At 66.0% G+C, this 20,356-nt stretch carries 21 protein-coding genes and 1 pseudogene; 19 read left to right on the top strand and 3 right to left on the bottom strand.

The features are described 5' to 3' along the window. The first annotated feature begins 7 nt into the window (after positions 1–7). The 13 genes and pseudogenes from TK90_RS06750 (at position 8) to iscR (ending at position 11,308) form a co-directional block, all read left to right on the top strand. On the top strand, positions 8–721 hold the full coding sequence (locus TK90_RS06750; protein WP_012982733.1) for a hypothetical protein: 714 nt from the start codon (positions 8–10) through the stop codon (positions 719–721). Between the two features lie 76 nt (positions 722–797). Then, positions 798–1,586, top strand: a complete 789-nt coding sequence (gene truA, locus TK90_RS06745; RefSeq protein ID WP_017926127.1) for a tRNA pseudouridine(38-40) synthase TruA — start codon at positions 798–800, stop codon at positions 1,584–1,586. Positions 1,587–1,654: 68 nt separating this feature from the next. Then, positions 1,655–2,284 (top strand): phosphoribosylanthranilate isomerase, encoded by a 630-nt coding sequence (locus TK90_RS06740; protein ID WP_012982731.1) that lies wholly within the window; start codon positions 1,655–1,657, stop codon positions 2,282–2,284. Positions 2,285–2,388: 104 nt separating this feature from the next. Then, positions 2,389–2,652 (top strand): annotated as a pseudogene (locus TK90_RS06735) (N-(5'-phosphoribosyl)anthranilate isomerase); the annotation flags it as partial. A 5-nt stretch (positions 2,653–2,657) separates the two neighbouring features. Further along, positions 2,658–3,866 (top strand): tryptophan synthase subunit beta, encoded by a 1,209-nt coding sequence (gene trpB / locus TK90_RS06730; protein ID WP_012982730.1) that lies wholly within the window; start codon positions 2,658–2,660, stop codon positions 3,864–3,866. Further along, positions 3,863–4,696 carry a tryptophan synthase subunit alpha gene (gene trpA, locus TK90_RS06725; protein ID WP_012982729.1) on the top strand — a complete coding sequence of 278 codons (834 nt, stop codon included), beginning with the start codon at positions 3,863–3,865 and terminating at the stop codon, positions 4,694–4,696. Before trpB ends, trpA begins: the two co-directional genes overlap by 4 nt. 35 nt (positions 4,697–4,731) lie before the next feature. Further along, a complete protein-coding gene (accD, locus tag TK90_RS06720) occupies positions 4,732–5,688 on the top strand; it encodes an acetyl-CoA carboxylase, carboxyltransferase subunit beta (protein WP_012982728.1) in 957 nt (318 codons plus the stop codon). 8 nt (positions 5,689–5,696) lie between these two features. Then, positions 5,697–7,028 carry a folylpolyglutamate synthase/dihydrofolate synthase family protein gene (locus TK90_RS06715; RefSeq protein ID WP_012982727.1) on the top strand — a complete coding sequence of 444 codons (1,332 nt, stop codon included), beginning with the start codon at positions 5,697–5,699 and terminating at the stop codon, positions 7,026–7,028. A gap of 102 nt (positions 7,029–7,130) precedes the next feature. Continuing rightward, positions 7,131–7,715 carry an SPOR domain-containing protein gene (locus TK90_RS06710; protein ID WP_012982726.1) on the top strand — a complete coding sequence of 195 codons (585 nt, stop codon included), beginning with the start codon at positions 7,131–7,133 and terminating at the stop codon, positions 7,713–7,715. A gap of 94 nt (positions 7,716–7,809) precedes the next feature. Continuing rightward, positions 7,810–8,388, top strand: coding sequence for a CvpA family protein (locus TK90_RS06705; RefSeq protein ID WP_012982725.1), 579 nt, complete (start codon positions 7,810–7,812; stop codon positions 8,386–8,388). 29 nt (positions 8,389–8,417) lie between these two features. Further along, positions 8,418–9,926, top strand: a complete 1,509-nt coding sequence (purF, locus tag TK90_RS06700) for an amidophosphoribosyltransferase (protein WP_012982724.1) — start codon at positions 8,418–8,420, stop codon at positions 9,924–9,926. A 10-nt stretch (positions 9,927–9,936) separates the two neighbouring features. Next, complete coding sequence (locus tag TK90_RS06695; protein WP_012982723.1) at positions 9,937–10,530, top strand: L,D-transpeptidase; 594 nt, start codon at positions 9,937–9,939, stop codon at positions 10,528–10,530. Positions 10,531–10,828: 298 nt separating this feature from the next. Continuing rightward, the gene (iscR, locus tag TK90_RS06690) at positions 10,829–11,308 is read left to right on the top strand and encodes a Fe-S cluster assembly transcriptional regulator IscR (RefSeq protein WP_012982722.1); all 480 of its coding nucleotides are present in this window, start codon (positions 10,829–10,831) and stop codon (positions 11,306–11,308) included. A 108-nt stretch (positions 11,309–11,416) separates the two neighbouring features. Here the strand turns inward: iscR and TK90_RS06685 are convergent, their stop codons facing one another. From TK90_RS06685 to TK90_RS06675, 3 genes are read right to left on the bottom strand one after another with little or no spacing between them, the layout of a single operon-like run. Further along, positions 11,417–13,459 carry a DUF3488 and transglutaminase-like domain-containing protein gene (locus TK90_RS06685; RefSeq protein WP_012982721.1) on the bottom strand — a complete coding sequence of 681 codons (2,043 nt, stop codon included), beginning with the start codon at positions 13,457–13,459 and terminating at the stop codon, positions 11,417–11,419. After that, complete coding sequence (locus TK90_RS06680) at positions 13,456–14,490, bottom strand: DUF58 domain-containing protein (protein WP_012982720.1); 1,035 nt, start codon at positions 14,488–14,490, stop codon at positions 13,456–13,458. Before TK90_RS06680 ends, TK90_RS06685 begins: the two co-directional genes overlap by 4 nt. Further along, complete coding sequence (locus TK90_RS06675; RefSeq protein WP_012982719.1) at positions 14,472–15,398, bottom strand: MoxR family ATPase; 927 nt, start codon at positions 15,396–15,398, stop codon at positions 14,472–14,474. Before TK90_RS06675 ends, TK90_RS06680 begins: the two co-directional genes overlap by 19 nt. 139 nt (positions 15,399–15,537) lie before the next feature. Here TK90_RS06675 and TK90_RS06670 point away from each other — a divergent pair, with 139 nt between their 5' ends. From TK90_RS06670 to tadA, 6 genes are read left to right on the top strand one after another with little or no spacing between them, the layout of a single operon-like run. Further along, positions 15,538–16,686, top strand: coding sequence for an ABC transporter permease (locus TK90_RS06670; RefSeq protein ID WP_012982718.1), 1,149 nt, complete (start codon positions 15,538–15,540; stop codon positions 16,684–16,686). Between the two features lie 3 nt (positions 16,687–16,689). Continuing rightward, positions 16,690–17,469: an ABC transporter ATP-binding protein gene (locus tag TK90_RS06665; protein WP_012982717.1), complete on the top strand. Its 780-nt coding sequence runs from the start codon at positions 16,690–16,692 to the stop codon at positions 17,467–17,469. Then, the gene (locus TK90_RS06660) at positions 17,466–18,479 is read left to right on the top strand and encodes an MlaD family protein (RefSeq protein ID WP_012982716.1); all 1,014 of its coding nucleotides are present in this window, start codon (positions 17,466–17,468) and stop codon (positions 18,477–18,479) included. The genes TK90_RS06665 and TK90_RS06660 overlap by 4 nt, the downstream gene beginning before the upstream one ends. Positions 18,480–18,481: 2 nt before the next feature. Beyond that, on the top strand, positions 18,482–19,135 hold the full coding sequence (locus tag TK90_RS06655) for an ABC-type transport auxiliary lipoprotein family protein (protein ID WP_012982715.1): 654 nt from the start codon (positions 18,482–18,484) through the stop codon (positions 19,133–19,135). Further along, entirely contained in the window at positions 19,128–19,631 is a 504-nt protein-coding gene (locus TK90_RS06650; RefSeq protein ID WP_012982714.1) for a glutathione peroxidase, read from the top strand. Before TK90_RS06655 ends, TK90_RS06650 begins: the two co-directional genes overlap by 8 nt. Next, positions 19,621–20,148 carry a tRNA adenosine(34) deaminase TadA gene (tadA, locus tag TK90_RS06645; protein ID WP_012982713.1) on the top strand — a complete coding sequence of 176 codons (528 nt, stop codon included), beginning with the start codon at positions 19,621–19,623 and terminating at the stop codon, positions 20,146–20,148. Before TK90_RS06650 ends, tadA begins: the two co-directional genes overlap by 11 nt. Positions 20,149–20,356 lie beyond the last annotated feature (208 nt).

Here is a 20,356-nt window from a genome sequence, read left to right as displayed (position 1 = left end):
TGTCGCGATGATGCGGCAGGGCTTCGACAGGGAACAAGAAACGGCCGGGTTGGCGTCCCTCTGGGCGCTCCCGGCCGTTTTGCTGGTGTCGGTGGCTTTGGCGACCGCAAAGCCGGCCGTGGTCCTGGCAGTACTGGTCGGGGCGGCGGGGCTGGTATGGCTCGGGCCGTTCGCCTGGCGTCGCTGCGGGCGCCTGCTCTGGCGGTTGAAATGGTTCTATCTCTCGTTGCTGGTGTTCTTCGGCGTATGGCCAGTCGAGGCGCAAGGCGGTTCGGCACTGGCCGGCCTGAGCGAGGCCGCGTGGCGCATCGGGGCGCTGGCGCTGGTGGTGGTTCTGGTGGTCTGGCTGACCGAGCGTTTCTCGCGAGAGGAACTGGCCTCGGCGCTGTCGTCGTTGTTGGCGGGCCCTCGGGGTTGTTTTGGCCCGTGGGGCACACGCTTCTCGCAGCGGCTTTTTCTGGCTCTGGCGCTGTTCGAGTCGGATCGGGTCAACACCGAATGCGAACGTGAGCAGCTCCGTGGTGGTTGGCGTGAACGACTGCAGGCGGCGCGCGACTGGCTGATTGTTCGGCTGGACCGTGCCTTGAGTGGGGAGGTGCCCGCGCCAGCGGGGGGCGAGTTCAATCAGGGCATGGCTGGAGTCCGGAAAGGGGGCGCGGGGGCCGTGGTGTGGTTGTGGATGGTTGCGGTCGCAGGTGGCTGGATTGCCTGGTGGTGGTGATCGGGTGATGACAAATACGACGTCGACAATGCGTGATGCAGACCGGGTGCCTCGAGTGGTACGGCAGCGATGGGCGTTGGGGGTCGAGTACGACGGGCGCGGGCTCCTGGGCTGGCAGCGCCAGAAAGACGGCCCCAGCGTGCAGGGGCATCTGGAAGCGGCGCTGAGTTTCGTGGCCAATGATGGGGTCGAGCTCACCTGCGCGGGCCGCACGGACGCGGGAGTGCATGCGACCGCTCAAGTGGCGCACTTTGACACTTCGGCGGTGCGTGAACGGCACTCCTGGGTGCTGGGAGTGAACAGTCGCCTGCCGGACGGGATAGCCCTGCGCTGGGCCGAGCCGGTCAATGACGACTTTCATGCGCGCTTCAAGGCCTGCGGTCGCCGCTATCGCTATGTGATCGCGAATCGAGCGGTGCGGCCCGCGCTGGAGGCGGGGCGGGTGGCCTGGTGGCGACGCCCGCTGGATACCGCGCGGATGCATGACGCGGCTCAGACGTTTGTAGGCGAACACGATTTTTCCAGCCTGCGTGCCGCCGGGTGCCAGGCGAAATCGCCGATTCGGGAGGTGCATTCCATTGCGGTCCAGCGGCGCGGTTCGTACGTGGTCCTGGATATCCATGCCAATGCCTTCCTGCATCACATGGTGCGCAACATCGCCGGGGTGCTGCTGGCGATCGGGGACGGGCGCGAAGAGCCGGGCTGGGCTGCGCAGATTCTCGCGGCCCGCGACCGGCGGGTCTCGGGCATCACGGCTCCGGCCGGGGGGCTTTATTTCGTGCATGTCGACTATCCACCCGAGTTCGCTCTCCCCAGTGCCGAGGGGCCGGTGCTGGAGGGGATCCCCGGCAATGGGGCGATCTGATTGCGGGAAAGCCGGGGCGGCGCCCGGGTTCTGGTAGGCTTGCGACTGCGTTTTTCGAGATGGCGGGCATGCGCTACAGGGTCAAGATCTGCGGAATCAAGACGCCGGAGCAGGCGGTGGCCGCGGCGCGTGCCGGGGCCGACGCGATCGGCCTGGTGTTCCACCCGCCCAGCCGCCGTTATGTCGAGCCTGACCAGGCGGCGGAGATCGTGGCGGCGCTGCCCCCGTTCGTGACGACGGTGGGGCTGTTCGTGGACCCGGACCCGGCACGCGTCGAGCAGGTCCTGGCCGGTGTGCGCCTGGACTGCCTGCAGTTTCACGGTCATGAGTCGGCAGCGGAATGTACGCGTTTCGGGCATCCCTACCTCAAGGCTGTGTCGATGAACGAGGCCGATGATCCGCGGCCGGTGATGGATGCCCACCCCCGGGCGCAGGGCTTTTTGCTGGACAGCCATGGAGGCGGGCGTAGCGGCGGATCCGGCCACCGCTTCGACTGGGACACAGTGCCCGAGGCGCTGGATCGGCCCTGGCTGCTGGCCGGTGGGCTGGACGAGGATTCGGTACGCGAGGCGCTTGAACACCTGCGCCCGTACGGAGTCGACGTAAGCTCCGGGGTCGAGAGTGCCCCGGGGATCAAGGATGCACGGCGCATGGAGGCCTTCGTGAAGGCCGTGCGCCAATGCGAGGTGAATGAATGAGCAAGATCGACTGGGCGGCGTTCCCGGATGCCCGCGGGCATTTCGGGCCTTATGGCGGGCGCTTTGTGTCCGAGACGCTGATGGGCGCGCTGGACGAACTGCAAAAGGCGCAGGGCTTTTTGCTGGACAGCCATGGAGGCGGGCGTAGCGGCGGATCCGGCCACCGCTTCGACTGGGACACAGTGCCCGAGGCGCTGGATCGGCCCTGGCTGCTGGCCGGTGGGCTGGACGAGGATTCGGTACGCGAGGCGCTTGAACACCTGCGCCCGTACGGAGTCGACGTAAGCTCCGGGGTCGAGAGTGCCCCGGGGATCAAGGATGCACGGCGCATGGAGGCCTTCGTGAAGGCCGTGCGCCAATGCGAGGTGAATGAATGAGCAAGATCGACTGGGCGGCGTTCCCGGATGCCCGCGGGCATTTCGGGCCTTATGGCGGGCGCTTTGTGTCCGAGACGCTGATGGGCGCGCTGGACGAACTGCAAAAGGCGTACGAGCAGTACATGGGCGATGCCGATTTCATGGCGGAGTTGGACCATGACCTGAAGCAGTTCGTCGGGCGCCCCAATCCGCTGTATCACGCCGAGCGCCTGTCGAAGGAGCTCGGCGGGGCGCAGGTGTACTTCAAGCGGGAAGACCTGAACCACACCGGTGCGCACAAGGTGAACAACACCATCGGCCAGGCCCTGCTGGCCAAGCGCCTGGGCAAGACCCGGATCATCGCGGAGACCGGGGCCGGCCAGCATGGCGTGGCGACCGCGACCGTGGCCGCGCGTCTGGGCCTGGAATGCGTGATCTATATGGGCGAGGAGGACACGCGCCGGCAGACCCCGAACGTCTATCGGATGCGTCTGCTCGGGGCCGAGGTCGTGGCGGTGAAATCGGGCACGCGCACGCTGAAGGACGCCCTGAACGAGGCGATGCGCGACTGGGTTACCAACGTGGACGACACCTTCTACATCATCGGCACCGTTGCAGGGCCACATCCTTATCCGGCCATGGTGCGGGACTTCCAGGCGGTGATCGGCCGCGAGGCGCGTGCGCAGCACCTGGAGATGACCGGGAAGCTTCCGGACGCGCTAGTAGCTTGTGTGGGTGGAGGATCCAACGCCATCGGGTTGTTCCATCCGTTCCTGGACGACGAATCGGTGGAAATGATCGGCGTCGAGGCCGCGGGTGCCGGGATCGAGTCCGGCCGGCACTCCGCGCCGCTTTGTGCCGGCCAGCCAGGGGTGCTGCATGGCAACCGCACCTATCTGATGGAGGACGAGCACGGGCAGATCATCGGGACGCACTCGGTCTCCGCCGGGCTCGATTATCCCGGAGTCGGGCCGGAACACGCCTGGCTGAAGGATACGGGCCGTGCGCGCTACGTCGCCGTGACCGACGATCAGGCGCTGGAGGGCTTTCATCGGCTCACCCGTACCGAGGGGATCATCCCGGCACTGGAGACCTCCCACGCGATCGCGCATGTCCTGGAGCTGGCCCCGACCATGCGTCCGGACCAGAGCATCATCGTCAATCTGTCGGGCCGGGGGGACAAGGACCTCAACACCGTGGCGGAACGCGAAGGAATCACGCTATGACCCGGATTGAGCAACGCTTTGCCGAACTACGCGCGCAGAATCGCGCCGCGCTGGTGCCGTATGTGACCGCGGGTGACCCGGAGCCGGCCGCCACCGTCCCGCTGATGCATGCGCTGGTGAAGGCGGGTGCCGACCTGATCGAGCTGGGGGTCCCGTTCTCCGATCCGATGGCGGATGGGCCGGTGATCCAGAAGGCCTGCGAGCGGGCACTGCGCTATGGCACCAGCTTGCGGGATGTGCTGGGCATGGTCGCCGAGTTTCGCAAGACCGACGCCGAGACGCCGGTGGTGCTGATGGGGTACCTGAATCCGGTCGAGCGGATGGGTTACGAGACCTTTGCTGAAAAGGCCCGCGAGGCGGGGCTGGATGGGCTGCTGACCGTGGATCTGCCGCCCGAGGAATGCGACGAGGTCGCGGGGCTGCTGGAGAACGCCCAGATCGCCCCGATCTTCCTGGTGGCGCCGACAACCTCCGACGAGCGCATCGCGCATGTGGCGCGCGCGGCGCGGGGCTTCATCTACTACGTGTCGCTCAAGGGCGTGACCGGCTCGCAGACGCTGGATACCTCGGCGCTGGCCGCGCGCCTTGAGGCCATTCGTCATCACACGGACCTGCCGCTGGGTGTGGGTTTTGGTATCCGCGATGCCGAGACGGCCGGGCAGGTCGCGCGCGTGGCTGATGCCGTGGTCGTGGGCAGCGCGATCGTGCGCCTCGCCGAGGAATTCGACGGGGATCCGGTCGGCTTCGCTCATGCCGCGTCCGAAGTCGTCGCGGGGATGCGCGTGGAAATGGACCGCGTGCGCGCATCCGGCGTCGAGGCGTCGGTGTAGTAGAATGCGGCGCTCGCAGGACTAAGGGATTCAGGATGAGCTGGTTTGAAAAACTGATGCCTTCGCGCATCCGTACCGACAACAGCAGCAAGCGGGGCGTGCCCGAGGGGCTGTGGGTGCGCTGCGAGGGCTGCGACGCCACGCTGTATCGCCCCGAGGTGGAACGCAATCTGGATGTCTGCCCGAAATGCGGGCATCACCGACGCATGAGTGCGCGGCGTCGGCTGGAGACCTTCCTCGACGAGGAGGGGCGCGAGGAAATCGCCGCCCAGATCGAATCTTCCGATGTCCTGAAGTTCCGCGACTCCAAGAAATACAAGGACCGTCTGGTTGCCGCGCAGAAGGCGACCGGCGAACGTGACGCGCTGGTCGTCATGCAGGGCCGGCTGATGGGGCGCCCGCTGGTGGCCTCCGCCTTTGATTTCCGCTTCATGGGCGGATCCATGGGTTCTGCGGTGGGCGAGCGCTTTGTCCGCGGCGCCAACCGTTCCCTGGAGCAGCGTATCCCGCTGGTCTGCTTCAGTGCCTCCGGCGGGGCGCGGATGCAGGAGGCCTTGTTCTCGCTGCTGCAGATGTCCAAGACCAGCGCGGTGCTGGCGCGGATGCGCGAGGAGCGTATCCCGTTCATCTCGGTGATGACCGACCCCACGATGGGTGGCGTCTCCGCGAGCCTCGCGATGCTGGGTGATGTGAATGTTGCGGAGCCCAACGCCCTGATCGGTTTCGCCGGTCCGCGCGTGATCCAGCAGACCGTGCGCGAGACGCTGCCCGAGGGGTTCCAGCGGTCCGAGTTCCTGCTCGAGCACGGGGCGGTCGACATGATCATTGAACGCGGCGAGATGCGTCGTCGTCTGGCCTCCGTGCTCGGCATGCTGACGCACGGGCCGGCCCCGGCCCCCGAGGCACCTCCCGTCGAGGAAGAAGAGCCGGAGGTGGAAGTGATTCGCGCGGAGGACACCGGCGAATCGGCGGACGCCCCGCGCTCTACCTGATTCCACCCGTGCGCTACGCCACCCTGGCTGAATGGCTGGCCTTCCAGGAGCGATTGCACCCGGTGGGGATGGACCTCACCCTGGAGCGCATCGCCCTCGTCGCCGATCGGCTGGGCCTGCGGGGTCCGGGAACGCCCCGCACCGTCATGGTCGCGGGGACCAACGGCAAGGGCACGGTTACTACGCGCACGGCGGCGCTGTTGCAGGCACAGGGTCTGAAGGTCGGGCTGTTCACCTCTCCGCATTTGCTTCAGTACAACGAGCGCATTCGCCTGAACGGCATGACGGCCTCGGACGAAGATCTTTGCCGGGCATTCGAGGCGATTGATCAGGCCCGGGGTGACGATTCGCTGACCTATTTCGAGTTTGCGGCCCTGGCAGCGGCCTGGCTTTTCCGCGAGGCACGGGTCGATGTGCAGGTGCTGGAGGTCGGGCTCGGCGGGCGGCTGGATGCCGTGAACATCTGGGATGCGGATGTGGCGGCGGTTACCGCCGTGGACCTCGACCACCAGGCCTGGCTGGGTGATTCGCGCGAGGTGATCGGGCGCGAGAAGGCCGGCATCATGCGCGCGGGGCGCCCCGTGGTGCTCGGCGAGCTGTCGCCTCCGCAGAGCGTGCTGGACCATGCCCGGGCGCTTGGGTGTCGTACCGTCCGCCTGGGGCGCGATTTCGACTTGCTGGTCGAACAGGAACGGCTCGTCTGGCGCTGGAATGGCGTGCAGGTCGAATGGAATGTCCCGCTGGCGCGCGGGCTGAGCGGTGCAGCCCTGGCGAACACCGCCACCGCGCTGGCCGTGGTCGAGTCGCTTGGCATGAGCGCCGGGCTGAGTGCGGTCACAATGGAGCAGGGCCTGAAGGTGCGCCCGCCGGGACGCCTGCAGCGCCTGAGTGGCCCGCCGGAGTGGTTGCTGGACGTGGCGCACAATGCCCAGGCCGTCGCCGAACTCGCCCGCTGGCTGCGCGAGAACCCGTTGGTCGGCCCGACCGTTGCGCTGGTCGCGGTGATGGCCGACAAGGATCGCAGTGCCATGTGGCGTGACCTGGATGGCCTGGTCGATATCTGGATTCCTGTACCGCTCGATCTCCCGCGTGCGCTTCCTGCACCCGATCTGGCGGCGGAGCTGGAACAGGCGGGTCAGGCCGACGTCCGTCCGGCTGCCGGTATCCGGCAAGCGCTGCAACAGGCCACCGACTCGGCGGGTATTCAGGGGCGGTGCGTGGTGTTTGGTTCCTTTCACACGGTGGCGGCGGTTTTTGAACAAGCCCCGGATCTGGCCGCCGCGGCCTTGCGGGAAGCTGTACCGGACATGGCCGTAGTGGAAGAAGTCCCCCATGGCTAGGGCGATGCCGACGGATTCCCCCGTTTGCCTTGCCCGGGCAGGCGCCTGCGGCGTAAGGTCGCGGGGAAGACCCGATGCACGGGACGCCAATGCGCATATGGCATGACCACTGATAATCCCATTCGTTTTCGCCTCACGGGCGCGGTAATCCTGATCGTGATTGCCGTGATCTTTCTGCCGTGGCTGTTCGATGGCGCGGGCTACGAATATATGAGCGGTATCGATGACCCGGTGCCCGATACCCCCACCTTTGCCGCCCCGGATATCGCGCTCCCGTCCGAGCGCGAGGCGGCGCCTGCGCGGCCCGAACGCGAGGGGGACGGCGACAGCCGGATCGCCGATCTGCAGGGGGTGGAGAATGGCGGTGCCGAGGGGGACGAGGACGAGAGCGAGCCGAGTGATGTGGTGAGTCCCGAGCCGGTGCGGCAGGCTCCGGAATCGCGCGCGATTGACGCGGGCTGGGCTGTTCAGGTGGGGAGCTACCGCGACGGAGACAATGCGCGCGAGGAAGAGGCGCGCCTGCGCGATGCGGGGCTGCCGGCATTTATCGACGAGTCCGAGGCCGAGGGACGCAGTATCTACCGGGTGAAGGTGGGCCCCGTGGCGCAACGCGACGAGGCCCAGAAGCTGGGCGATCAGCTGAAGGACGAGCTCGATATTACTGGCATCGTGGTGACTTTCCCGTGAGGCTCCGGCGCTACACAAGCGTGGGCGAGCCCCTGCGAATTCCCGGTCGCTGCGGTACACTACGCAGCCTTTTCGCACCCGAAGTCCGCCGCGCGTGAACTGGATCGACCTGGTCATCATTGCCCTGATCGTTGTCTCGGGGCTCATCAGTCTGTTTCGTGGCTTCGTGCGCGAGTCGTTCTCGCTCGCGACCTGGATTGTGGGCATCTGGCTGGGTATTCGACATGCCGCCGAGGTCGCCGAAGTCCTGCCGCAGGCGCTGTCGGATGCGACACTGCGCCTGGGGGTCGGCTTTGCCCTGATCTTTATCGCGGTGCTGATCGTGGGCGGCATCCTTGGAGTGCTGGCCAATCGGCTGGTGCGCGGTAGTGGCCTGACGGGTACGGACCGCTCTCTGGGCGTGATCTTTGGCCTGCTGCGCGGCGTGCTCCTGGTGGCGGTGCTGGTGTTTGCCGCCTCGCTGACGTTGATGCCGGAGGAGGGCTGGTGGGAGAACAGCCGCCTGATCCCCGAATTCGAACGTCTGGTGGACTGGATGATCGCGCAATTGCCCGACAGCTGGCAGGAACAGATCGGCAGTCTGCTGGCCGATGATCCTGTCGAACCCCCCGTGGATGAGCCGGCCGCTGAACCACCGGCACCGGAAACCGAACCCCCCGCCGACCAACGCTAGTCGATCGCCTTGCTGGAGTCCTGAACCGTATGTGTGGAGTAGTCGGAATCGTCGGGCGTGGCCCGGTGAATCAGCCGCTTTATGATGCCTTGTTGGTATTGCAGCACCGTGGGCAGGATGCCGCCGGCATCGTGACCTGTGACGACGAGGGGCGGCTGCACCTGCGCAAGGACAACGGCCTGGTGCGGGACGTATTCAACGACCAGCACATGCAGGGGCTGATCGGCAACATGGGCATTGGCCATGTGCGCTATCCGACGGCGGGCAGTTCCAGTTCCGCCGAGGCCCAGCCGTTCTACGTGAACTCCCCGTTCGGCATCACGCTCGGACATAACGGCAACCTGATCAATGCCCGCGAACTGAAACAGGCCCTGTTTGCGACCGACCGCAGGCATATCAACACGGATTCCGACTCCGAGATCCTGCTGAACGTCTTCGCGCAGGAGCTCCTGCGCTATCTGGATAACGGCCTGACCGCCGACTCCGTGTTCAACGCGGTCGAACGTGTGCACGAGCGCGCCAAGGGCGCGTATGGCGTGGTCGCGATGATCGCCGGGCGCGGTCTGCTGGCCTTTCGTGACCCGAACGGGATCCGCCCCATCGTCTATGGCTCGCGAGAAGCCGAGGAGGGCGGGCGCGAATGGATGGTCGCCTCCGAGAGCGCTGCGCTGGAGTCCCAGGGCTTCGAGCTGGAACGCGACCTGGCGCCGGGGGAGGCGGTGTTCATTACGCCCGAGGGCGAGGTCTCGACACGCGTCTGCGCCGAGGACACTCAGCTCAACCCCTGTATCTTCGAGCATGTGTACTTTGCCCGGCCTGATTCGGTGATCGACAACGTGTTCGTGCACCGGGCGCGTATGCGCATGGGCACCGCGCTGGGCGAGAAGATCCGCCGCATCTGGCCGGATCACGACATCGACGTCATCGTGCCGATCCCCGATACCGGCCGCACTGTGGCGCTGGAGATGGCGCACGAACTGAACATCAAGTACCGCGAAGGCTTCATCAAGAACCGATACATCGGCCGTACGTTCATCATGCCGGGGCAGACCAAGCGACGAAAATCCGTGCGCCAGAAGCTCAACGCGATCTCGCTGGAGTTTCGTGGCAAGAACGTGATGCTGGTGGACGACTCGATCGTCCGCGGCACCACGTCGCGCGAGATCGTGATGATGGCGCGCGAGGCCGGTGCGAAGAAGGTCTACTTCGCCTCCGCAGCACCCCCGGTGCGCTACCCGAATGTCTATGGCATCGACATGCCCGCGGCGCATGAACTCATCGCCCACGGCAGAGACGAACAGGAAGTATGCGAGGCGATCGCCGCCGACCGCCTGATCTACCAGGACCTGGAAGACCTGCAAAAGGCCGTGCGGCGGGGGAACCGGAACATCGAGACCTTCGATTGCTCCGTGTTTACCGGCGAGTACGTGACCGGACTGCCCCCGGATTACCTCGAGTACCTGGCCTCGCTGCGGGGCGAGGGACTGGTGAACACGCCCGTGGCGGGCGAGGTGCTGGATCTGGCCAACAAGAAGTGACGAGAGAGTAGTGACCTTGCCGAGTTTGCAGTGGATCGAACCGGTCGTTGAAGCGGCGCGGGCACAAGCGGGAACCGCCGATGGCCTTCCGGTCGTCGTGGTGCGCGTGGACCAGCAGCGCCTGTACGTCTGGGAAGATGGCAAGGTCACGGAAATCTTCGATGTCTCGACCTCCGAACGCGGTATCGGGAACGAGAACGGCACGTACAAGACACCCCTGGGGCTGCATCGCATTGCCGAGCGCTTCGGCGATGGGGCCGAGCGCGGTACTGTGTTCCGTGCGCGCGCGAACACGGGCGAGATCGCGGAGATCCTGACCGGCGAGGGCGAGCGCAGCCAGCGTGACAACATTACCTCGCGGATTCTCTGGCTCGAAGGCCTGGAGCCTGGCCTGAATCGCGGGGGCAGCATCGACTCCTACCACCGCTACATCTACATTCACGGTACGGATGAAGAAGGGCGCATCGGCCAGCCGGCCTCCGAAGGCTGCGTGCGCATGCGCAACGACGAGGTCATCGAACTGTTTCCCCGCCTCCCGGTGGGGACCCTCGTCGTGATCCTGAACGGCCCGGATTACGAAACCGGCCGCATCCTTCCGGTCTAGCGCACGTCCGACGGGCCAGCGCGGGCCAAGATCGACGTCATTCATAAATCCCTAATTCTCTAATAAATTCCGTGGGAACTCGGTCAGTATCGGACGGCTCTCACAATAACCTGCGTCTGGCGTACGTGAATTCCCGGCAATCGCCTGATATAATCAGGGAATTATTCCTGACCAACACTGTCAGGTAGAAAGGGAATTATTCCTGACTCTGGTTGTCAGGAAAGGTGAACGGATTCGATTCTGTGAATGGATGTCGACCTCGACACGCACAATCACGGTTTCTCGGAGGCTTTAAGACATGAAACTCTCAACCAAGGGCCGCTACGCGGTGACCGCCATGATGGATCTTGCGATCCATGATCGGGTGGGACCGGTGACCCTGGCCGACATCTCGCAGTGCCAGGGCATCTCGTTGTCCTATCTGGAACAACTGTTTGCGAAACTGCGCAAGGCCGACCTGGTGGAAGGCGTGCGGGGTCCGGGCGGCGGTTATCGCCTGGCCAAACGTGCCGACCAGATCAGCATTGCCAACATCATCACGGCGGTTGATGAATCGGTGGACGTGACCCGCTGCAAGGGCCACAAGGACTGCCAGGATGGCGAACGCTGCCTGACGCACGAGCTGTGGGATGATCTGAGCCAGCAGCTGTACGACTTCCTCGACGGCATCACGCTGGCGCAGTTTGCCAACCGCCCGGAAGTGCAGAAGGTGGCTCGCCGTCAGGACGAGCGCCGTGGCGCGCGTCACCACTTCATCTTCCGTAACGACGCGGCCTGATAGCGGCCAGACGATCTGGCGGCCTGGGGCTCCCTGCGCCGCTTCGGAAGACCTGGAGGCTCGGTCGGATGCTGAATCCGGCCGGGCCTTTTTTGCTTTGAACGAATCCTAGGTTGTCCGCGGCAAGGGCGGGTCGGCGGCGGGTTTGCGAAGGTCGGATGCAGCGAGGCGGCGCAGGGTTGTCAGGTGTCTGGCCCGGTCGTCGGGCCGGGCGGGCGCGAAGCGGACCCGGTTGTAGTGCTCGGCGAAGGCATCGACGAGGGGCGCGAGATCCGGCCGTGCAACCTTGACGCGTCGGGTCCAGGTGATGACGGGCTCGTGCGGGCGCCGTCCCAGTCCTGTCTGTTGGCGTTCGATCCGCCGGGAAAGTCGGTGCAGGAGGCGATCCGGCACCTCCAGCTGGCGACGAGGCCTGCGCCAGCCGCTCCAGACCAGGGCCACGGCAGCCAGCAGGCCAAAGCCGACGCCCAGTGCCGTGACAATGTCACGCCAGTCCGTCGCGTCGAGCCCGAAACGGGCAAACAGTTCCCGCTGGCGCTCGGGATCGAATGCCAGCACCCAGCTCTCCCAGCGGAACCGGGCGAAATCGCGCCAGTCTTCGAAGCCAAATCGAAGTTGCTGCACCCAGCCCAGCCCGTCACGACGCAGGAAATCGGGCATGGGTTCGCCGTCGCCACCGGTGAGGCCGCCGATGCCGGCCTCGATCCGCTCCGGCGCGATCGCCGCGGTGGGGTCGACGCGAATCCAGCCCTCGCCATCCAGCCAGACCTCGTTCCAGGCGTGCGCGTCGGCATTGCGCAGGCGCAGGTATTCGCCCCGCTGCATCCATTCGCCCCCCTGGTAGCCCGTAACCACGCGGGTCGGGATCCCCGCCGAGCGCATCAGCACGGCGAACGCGGAGGCATAGTGCTCGCAGTAACCGGCCTGGGTCTCGAACAGGAACTGGTCGGTGACATCCCCCTCGAGCGTTGGGGGCTGCAAGGTGTAACGATAGGGGGCGGCGGCGAAGCGATCCAGGGCGGCCTGGATGATCGCGCGGTCATCGTCACCATGCGTGGCGCGCCAGAGAGCGACCTCGGCACGTGCGCGAGGGGCTGCGCTGGGTGGGAGCTCAAGAGCGCGTTCACGGGCGGACCTGCTCAGGGCTTCGCCGGCGCCTGGCGGACGTGTCAGGTCGGCCTCGGCGTCGTACTGGATGCGGTTCACGATCCGTCGGTCGCGGACGACCTGGTGGTTGTCGCGGTACTCGGCGTTGTCGGGCAGCGCCACGGGGTAGTCGAGTACCGGCAGGTAGCGCATGCGGGTGGGCTCCAGCGTCGCGGTGTAGGCCACCACGCGGTCCGAGTCTCCGGGCTGTGGCAGCTCGATGCTGGATTGTCCCCCTTCGGCCTGCCAGCGGCGGCCGTCAAAGTCCGTCATCACCAGTGCCCGCCAGTATTGCGCCCGGGGCGGCGGGACGGAGCCGTGAAACTGGACGCGCATGGTGGTGGTTTCGTCCTGCAGCAGTTCCGCGATGTCGCCAGGGTTCAGTTCGCCGGAAAGGGCCGTGGTAGCCACCTCGTCGCGTTGCGGGTCGCCCCACAGTGGTCCCTGTACGCGCGGGAAGGCGACGAACAGGATCAGCATGAACGGGAAGGCATGGACCATCATCCAGCCGGAATGCTTCGCCAGGCGCCGCCGTTCGAGGGGGCGCCCGGCATGCACCTGGACCAGGGCGGCGGTGAGCAGCCAGGCAGACAGCAGAGACCAGGCGGCGATCAGCATCGACTGGTCGAAGAAATAGGTGGTGACGACCACGAAATAGCCGAGGAACAGCCCGATCACGATATCGCGCCGGTTGCGGGTCTCGAGCAGTTTGAGCGCCATCATGACCAGCAGCAGGGCGGTGCCTGCCTCCTGCCCGAACAGGGTGCCGTACTGCAGGAACGTCAGCCCGCCCGCGAAAGCGGCGAGCAGGGCCATCAGTCCGATGGAAGGGGGCTTGCGGTCGCGCAGATGGAGCCAGCTGCGCAGCAGGATGGCGGCCGCTACGAGCAGCGTGACCCACAGTGGCTGGTGCCAGGCATGTGGCAGCGCGGCCACTGGCAGGGCGAGCAGCGCGAGTTCCAGGCCCCGCAACTCCGGTAAATGCTGCCGGCTCGAACGGTTCACTTCTTGGTTCCCCTAGCCGTTTCCGCGACCGGCAAGGGGATCGGCTCGAAGCGGAATTCGGCGAGGGCGCGCAGGCCTCGCTCCCGCTGCGCCGGGCCCTGCCCGGGCGGGAGGGTCTGGTCGGGCAGGCGCAGACCCCAGGCGCGGCCTTCGGCCTCGGCGGTCAGGATCTGATGGCACAGCATGGAGAGGCGCGCTTCGGTGTCGCTGGCCGGCATGGAGGACCAGTCGATCCAGAGCGTGTCACGGCCTCCTGCGACCGTTTCGCGGATGTGCAGCTTGCCGGTGCGAGCCAGGGCCTTCCACAGGATCCGGCCGGGCGGGTCTCCGGGGCGGTACGGGCGGATGTGATCCGGTGTGGAGGCATCCTGACGCCGGTGGGCGCCGGCTTGGTCTCCGAGCCCGGTATGGGCGGCGCCCGGGTCCACGGGTTGCGGATACACGAGGATCTCGCTGGTCAGCCCCAGCCAGCTCCAGGCGTTCAGGATGCCGAGCGGGTACTGGGTGCCCAGGTGTTGGCGGGGCAGTCGATACACCCCGCGGCCGGGGGCCGGCAGAGACAGGCAGGCCACTTGCTGCCCACGGCCCGGTATCGCAACGGGTTCGCTCGTGTATTCGCCGATGCTCAGATGCAGGGCCTCGCGGTCGCGCCCGCACGTATCCTCCAGGCGCAGGGAGACGGACAACGGCTGGTTGGCGAATACCGGTGTGGTGGGCAGCGCCGACGCCTTGAGCCCGAGCAGGTTTCGATGGGTGTACCAGATGGCGTTATGGCCGATCCCGATCAGGAGAAAGGTCAGCAGGAAGGCCATGTTGTTGGAGTAGTTGATGGCCCCCAGCAGCATCACGCCCAGGATCGCCAGCAACGTGTAGCCGGCGCGGGTCGGCAGGATGTAGATGCGGTCGCGGCCAAGGGTGGTCTGTGCCCCATCGTCGCGATGGCGCCGCGCGACCCAGCGGATAACGCCTTCACGCAGGCGCCGCCCCTGGGATCGGAGCCGCTCAGCGGGCCCTAGCGAACTGGCACGCATTCCAGCAGCCGTTCCACCGTGCGTGCGGGGCTGTCCGGGTCCCGAGCCCGGACACGATGGCCGGCCACGGCCGGAAGGACGTCCGCCAGGTCGTCCGGGGTCACGTAGTCGCGCCCGTCGAGGAAGGCATGCGCCCGCGCGGCGCGCAGCAGCCCGAGCCCCGCGCGTGGCGAGAGTCCGTGGGCAAAGCGTGCGCGGTCACGGCTCGCCTGGATCAGGTCCTGCAGATAGTCCAGCACGACCGGTTCGGCGTGCACCTTGGCAATCCGGGACTGCCAGTCCTGCAGGTCCTTGGGTGTGACGATCGCGCTCGGGGCAGGGTGGGCCACGGGCGCCGGCGCGGCACCGCCGCGTTCGAGCAACGCGCGCTCGGCCCGGGCATCGGGATAGCCGAGTTCGATGCGCATCAGGAATCGATCCATCTGGGATTCCGGCAGGGGATGCGTGCCGACCTGTTCCTCCGGGTTCTGTGTGGCGATCACGAAGAACGGTTCGGGCAGGGGGCGGGTCGCGCCCTCCACACTGGCCTGGCGCTCTTCCATCGCCTCGAGCAGGGCGCTCTGGGTCTTGGGAGGCGCGCGATTGATCTCGTCGGCCAGCAGGACCTGGGTAAAGATCGGCCCGGGATGAAAGCGGAACTCGCCGGAGCCCTGCTCGAACACCGACACCCCGAGGACATCGCCGGGGAGAAGGTCGCTGGTGAACTGCACGCGGCGGTAATCGAGGTTCATCGCCGCGGCCAGGGCATGGGCGAGGGTCGTCTTGCCAACGCCCGGCTGATCTTCGATCAGCAGATGGCCGTTGGCGAGCAGGCAGGTCAAGGCCAGCCGAACCCGATCGGGTTTGCCCAGCAGGATGTCGTTCAGCGCGCTTTCGACCTGGTGTAGAGCTTCATTGGCCGCAGGCATGGGGCTCCTCGTGGTGGATGGTGTCGGGCGAAAAAGAGGGCGACCGATCAGCGTGCTGCGTGCGAGATATTAAAGCCCCGCTTCGCGTGTCGGGTGAGTTTGCGGCTACCATGGCCGCAATTGCCCCATGAGCGACAGTATGGACAAGCAGGCCGCCGATTCGGGCCAGACGTTTCGCTATGATGCCACAGCCTCGCCGGATGCCTGCCTGCAGCTGTCGGGTCGGCTGGATGTGCATGCGGTGGAGCGTGTGTGGTCGCCTCTGCGCCGCCGCGCCCGCGAGCTGGCCGAGGGTACGCAGGCCGCTGTAACACTGGATGTCGGTGGCCTCGAATACTGTGATGGTGCCGGGGCGGCGTTACTCCATGCCCTGGAGCGCGATATCGAGCGGGCGGGGCGCCAGGTGGAACTGGTGGGTGTCCAGGGCCTGGTGGAGGAGCAGCTGACCCCGTACCGCGAGCTGGAAACCGTAGAGCCGGCGCGTCACGAGACTCGCGGGGGACTGCTGGCCCAGTCATTCGAGGCCGTGTCACGCGTTGGGCAGGCGGCGTATTCGCAGTTCGGGTTCATTGGCGAACTGACGCGGGCCCTGGGGTCGGCGCTGCTGAATCCCCGCCAGGTTCGCTGGGGGGATACCTTTCGGGTCGCCGAGGCGGCCGGGTTCCAGGCGCTGCCCATCGTCTCCCTGATTGCCTTCCTGCTGGGGGTGATCCTGGCGTTCCAGTCCGCGATCGCGATGCGGCAGTTCGGTGGCGAGATCTTCGTCGCCAATCTGGTCGCGGTCTCGTTGTTCCGCGAGCTGGGGCCCCTGATGATGGCGATCCTGCTGGCCGGACGCTCCGGGGCCGCGTTCGCGGCCGAGATCGGCACGATGAAGGTCAACGAGGAGGTCAACGCCCTGAAGACCATGGGGCTCGACCCGGTGCGTTTTCTGGTGCTGCCGAAGGTGCTCGCCGGCATCCTGGTCGCGCCGCTGCTGGCGCTGTACGCGAACATGATCGGCCTGCTGGGTGCTGCGGTGGTAATGCAGGGCTTCGGGATCCCCTGGACGGCGTTCTTCAATCAGGTGACCGTCGCGCTCAGCCTGTCGGATCTGTTTTCGGGGCTGTTCAAGGCCGTGATCTTTGGTCTGCTGATCGCCGGCGTGGGCTGCCTGCGCGGGCTGCAAACGGCCAGCGGCGCGGCGGCCGTAGGGATCTCCACGACCAGCGCGGTGGTGACGTCGATCATCCTGATCGTGGTGTTCGACGGACTGTTTGCCGTCCTCTTCTATCACATGGGGGTCTGACGGGTGGCGAGCGCGGAGCCGGTGATCAAGGTGCGCGACCTCACCATGGGGTTTGGTGACTTTGTGCTGATGCGGGATCTCAACTTCGACGTCCAGCGTGGGGAGATCTTCGTCATCCTCGGCGGGTCCGGGAGCGGCAAGAGCACGCTGCTCAAGCACATGATCGGACTGTATACGCCACAGAAGGGAAACATCTGGGTGGCCGGTGCCGATATCACGACTGCCGATGGCGAAGAGCGCGAGGCGATCCTGCGCCGGGTGGGTGTGATGTACCAGATGGGGGCGCTGTTTGGCTCCATGACGCTGATCGAGAACGTGCGTCTGCCGCTGGAGGTCCATACCGACCTGCCACGCGAGGCGATGGACGCGATCGCCAAGGCGCGCCTGCAGCTTGTCGGACTGGGCGAGTTCGCGGACTTCATGCCCTCGGAGATCAGTGGTGGCATGCAGAAGCGTGCGGCGATCGCGCGTGCGATGGTGCTGGACCCGGAAGTGCTGTTCCTGGACGAACCTTCAGCCGGGCTGGACCCGATCACCTCGGCGGAGCTCGACCAGTTGATTCTGCGGCTGGCCCGCAGCCTGGACATGACCATCGTGATCGTCAGCCACGAGCTGGCCAGTATTTTTGCGATTGCCGACCGGGTCATTATGCTCGACAAGGAAAGCAAGGGCATCGTTGCCGAAGGGAATCCGGCGACTCTGCGTGACACATCCGATCACCCGTGGGTACAGCGGTTCCTGCAGCGGGCCGATTCGGCCGACTCCGAAGAGAGATCTACATGAGTGCCCGACAACATTTTCGCCTGGGATTGTTCATCGTCGGTGGCCTGGTGGCGCTGGTGACCGCCCTGTTCATCATGACCGCGGGCAATATCTTTCGCGCCTCGATCCCGATCGAGACCTACATCGATTCATCCGTGCAGGGGTTGGAGATCGGAGCGCCGGTCAAGTTTCGAGGTGTGACCATTGGCGAGATCACGAACCTGGGTTTTACCTCGGTGGAATACCAGCAGGACGTGGACCCTCGTGAGCGCAAACGCTATGTGATGGTCGAGGCCCGGCTCTGGCCGGACCGCTTCGCGGCGAGCGCCCGCGAGCAGGATTTCGAGGCGGATGTCCTGAAGAACCTGGTGGATGCGGGCCTGCGAGTGCGCATTGCCGCACAGGGCATTACCGGTATGAACTATCTGGAAGCGGACTTCTCCGATCCGGACGAACACCCGCCGCTGGAGCACGACTGGGAACCGCGGTCGATCTACATCCCGTCGTCCCCGAGTATCGCCGTGCAATTCATGGAGTACGCCGAGAATCTGCTTAAGCGGATCGACGGGCTGGACATCGAGGGTGTGATCGAGAATCTGAATTCTTTGCTGGTGACCGTCGACGATACCGTGTCCAGTCTCGATACCGGAGGACTGAACCAGCGAGCGGATGATCTGATCTCGGAACTCGAGCAGACCATGCGCACGGCCGATCGGGTGATGCAATCGGTCGAGGCCCTGGTCGAGCATCCGGACACGCAGGCCCTTCCGAGCGAAACCCGCAAAGCGATCCAGGAGCTGCGTCGAACGGCCGAGGCAGCCGATGTCGCGGGCCTGGTCGACCGCATGGACTCGATGGTTGAACGACTCGATCGGGGGATGGATGTCAGCGAGTCGAAACTGCTGGAAACCCTGGACGAGCTGCAGGGCGCGATCTCGGGCCTGCGCAGCCTGTCGGATGATGTACGCCGCAACCCCGGTGGTGCGCTGTTCGGTGCCCCGCCACCGCGCAGCCGCATGGACGAGGAGTAAGTATGAATTGGTGGAAAGGGCCGATCCTGATGCTCGCCGCGCTGGTCCTGGGCGGCTGCACGCTGTTGCCGGAGCGCGAGCCGCTCGATCGCTCCTGGTATCTGCTGGAGTTGCCGGACGAGCCGGCCGCACGTACGGCGGACCAGCCGGTGGCCGTCGAACTGGGGTCGGTCCGGGTCGCTCCGGCCTATGCGGGTAATGGGCTGGTATACCGGCTGGGGAATCACCAGTACGAGTCGGACTACTACAACGAGTGGTTCCTGAAGCCGTCCGAGCAGCTTGAACAACTGCTGCGGGAACGCTGGACGCGCAACGGCGCCGCGCTGGAGTTGGTCGACAACGCATCGGCGGTGCGCGAACAGGGGCGCCCGGCTGTGCGTGTCCATGTCCTGATTACCGCGCTGTATGGTGATCTGGAAGGGGCTGAAGCCGTCGAATCCAATGGGCTGCCCGTGACGGGGGCCGGGCACATGGGTCTGCGCGCCCAGCTGAGCCAGGGCGATCGCAGCCGTCTGGTCCATCTGGAATCCGAGCAGGCGCTGGAACGGCGCTCTGCCTCACAGTTGGTGTCGGCCCTTTCGCGTGCGACTGCCGAGGTTCTGGCGGATCTGGAGGATGCGATTCTGGAAGATGTAGAGGCTGCGCGCGATGACTGATGTCTTCGACTTCTCGGTACCGGCGGCGGATGGCACTGAACAGCCCCTGGGAGCCTATTGCGGGGATGTCCTGCTGATCGTCAATGTGGCCAGCGAGTGCGGGTTCACCCCGCAGTACGAGGGGCTGCAGGCGCTGCAGGAACAGTTCGCCGGACGCGGCTTTCAAGTGCTCGGCTTCCCCTGCAACCAGTTTGGCGGGCAGGAGCCGGGTGATGCGGAGGCCATTCGAGCCTGCGGTGCGCGTTTCGGGGTCGAGTTTCCGGTGTTTGCCAAGATCGAGGTGAACGGCGAGGACGCGCACCCGTTGTACCAGCACCTCAAGCAGCAGGCCCCCGGCGCATTGGGCACGCAGGGGATCAAGTGGAACTTCACCAAGTTTCTGGTCGGCCGTGATGGCTCCGTACTCGACCGATTCGCCCCCCAGCGCAAGCCGCAGGATCTGGTCGACGCGATCGAACGCGCACTCGCCGCACCGCGCCCGGACGATGGCGGCTGAGGTCGCGCCCGACGCGCGGAACCTGGAACCCGGCGAGCGCGGTCCGGCGCCCACGGAACCCGGTGCGCATGCCTACTGGATGGATGTCGCCCTTGCGCAGGCCGAGCGGGCCGCGGAGGTCGGCGAGGTGCCGGTGGGCGCTGTTCTGGTGGATGCGGAGGGTTATTGTCTGGCCGTCGCCCACAACGCACCGATCGGCGAGCATGACGCCACTGCGCACGCCGAGATTAGAGTCCTCCGTAGAGCCGGAAAGCGGTGTTCCAACTATCGGCTGACCGGTACCACGCTCTACGTAACCCTCGAGCCGTGTTCGATGTGTGCGGGGGCGATGATCCACGCCCGGGTGGAGCGGCTGGTGTTTGCCGCTTCGGACCCTCGCACAGGGGCCGCCGGAGGCGCCATCGACCTGCTTCATCACCCCGCTCATAACCACCGTCTGGAATGCATCGAAGGCGTGGCGGCGAAGCGTTCTGCCGAGCTGTTGCGCAATTTCTTTCGTCTACGCCGAAAGCGTTAGATCCCCGTGATGTAAAGGCGTTGCCCGGCGGTACGTTGGGGCGCAGAATCAAGCAAATATGAGAAGGCGTTCACGTTCTGCACATCAACAGTGCGCGCGGATGCCGAGATTCTGTGTCCGGCCACAGGGGTGTACCGATTAGCCAGCCTCCTTCCAATGACGATCGCGGGGATCCCGTACTGGACCCGGCCACGGGCACACCCGAGTC

This window comes from Thioalkalivibrio sp. K90mix (genome assembly GCF_000025545.1).
Classification (GTDB): Bacteria; Pseudomonadota; Gammaproteobacteria; order Ectothiorhodospirales; family Ectothiorhodospiraceae; genus Thioalkalivibrio.
The sequence above is the reverse complement of the archived record's forward strand: the minus strand, read 5'-3'. Positions and strand labels throughout refer to the sequence as shown.

Excerpts from the sequence above, each read along its gene's own strand:
- TK90_RS06750 (WP_012982733.1), top strand. The coding sequence starts at position 8 with ATGATGCGGCAGGGCTTCGACAGGGAACAAGAAACGGCCGGGTTGGCG.
- TK90_RS06740 (WP_012982731.1), top strand. The coding sequence starts at position 1,655 with ATGCGCTACAGGGTCAAGATCTGCGGAATCAAGACGCCGGAGCAGGCG.
- trpB (WP_012982730.1), top strand. The coding sequence starts at position 2,658 with ATGAGCAAGATCGACTGGGCGGCGTTCCCGGATGCCCGCGGGCATTTC.
- trpA (WP_012982729.1), top strand. The coding sequence starts at position 3,863 with ATGACCCGGATTGAGCAACGCTTTGCCGAACTACGCGCGCAGAATCGC.
- accD (WP_012982728.1), top strand. The coding sequence starts at position 4,732 with ATGAGCTGGTTTGAAAAACTGATGCCTTCGCGCATCCGTACCGACAAC.
- TK90_RS06710 (WP_012982726.1), top strand. The coding sequence starts at position 7,131 with ATGACCACTGATAATCCCATTCGTTTTCGCCTCACGGGCGCGGTAATC.
- purF (WP_012982724.1), top strand. The coding sequence starts at position 8,418 with ATGTGTGGAGTAGTCGGAATCGTCGGGCGTGGCCCGGTGAATCAGCCG.
- iscR (WP_012982722.1), top strand. The coding sequence starts at position 10,829 with ATGAAACTCTCAACCAAGGGCCGCTACGCGGTGACCGCCATGATGGAT.
- TK90_RS06680 (WP_012982720.1), bottom strand. The coding sequence starts at position 14,490 with ATGCGTGCCAGTTCGCTAGGGCCCGCTGAGCGGCTCCGATCCCAGGGG.
- TK90_RS06675 (WP_012982719.1), bottom strand. The coding sequence starts at position 15,398 with ATGCCTGCGGCCAATGAAGCTCTACACCAGGTCGAAAGCGCGCTGAAC.
- TK90_RS06670 (WP_012982718.1), top strand. The coding sequence starts at position 15,538 with ATGGACAAGCAGGCCGCCGATTCGGGCCAGACGTTTCGCTATGATGCC.
- TK90_RS06660 (WP_012982716.1), top strand. The coding sequence starts at position 17,466 with ATGAGTGCCCGACAACATTTTCGCCTGGGATTGTTCATCGTCGGTGGC.
- TK90_RS06655 (WP_012982715.1), top strand. The coding sequence starts at position 18,482 with ATGAATTGGTGGAAAGGGCCGATCCTGATGCTCGCCGCGCTGGTCCTG.
- TK90_RS06650 (WP_012982714.1), top strand. The coding sequence starts at position 19,128 with ATGACTGATGTCTTCGACTTCTCGGTACCGGCGGCGGATGGCACTGAA.
- tadA (WP_012982713.1), top strand. The coding sequence starts at position 19,621 with ATGGCGGCTGAGGTCGCGCCCGACGCGCGGAACCTGGAACCCGGCGAG.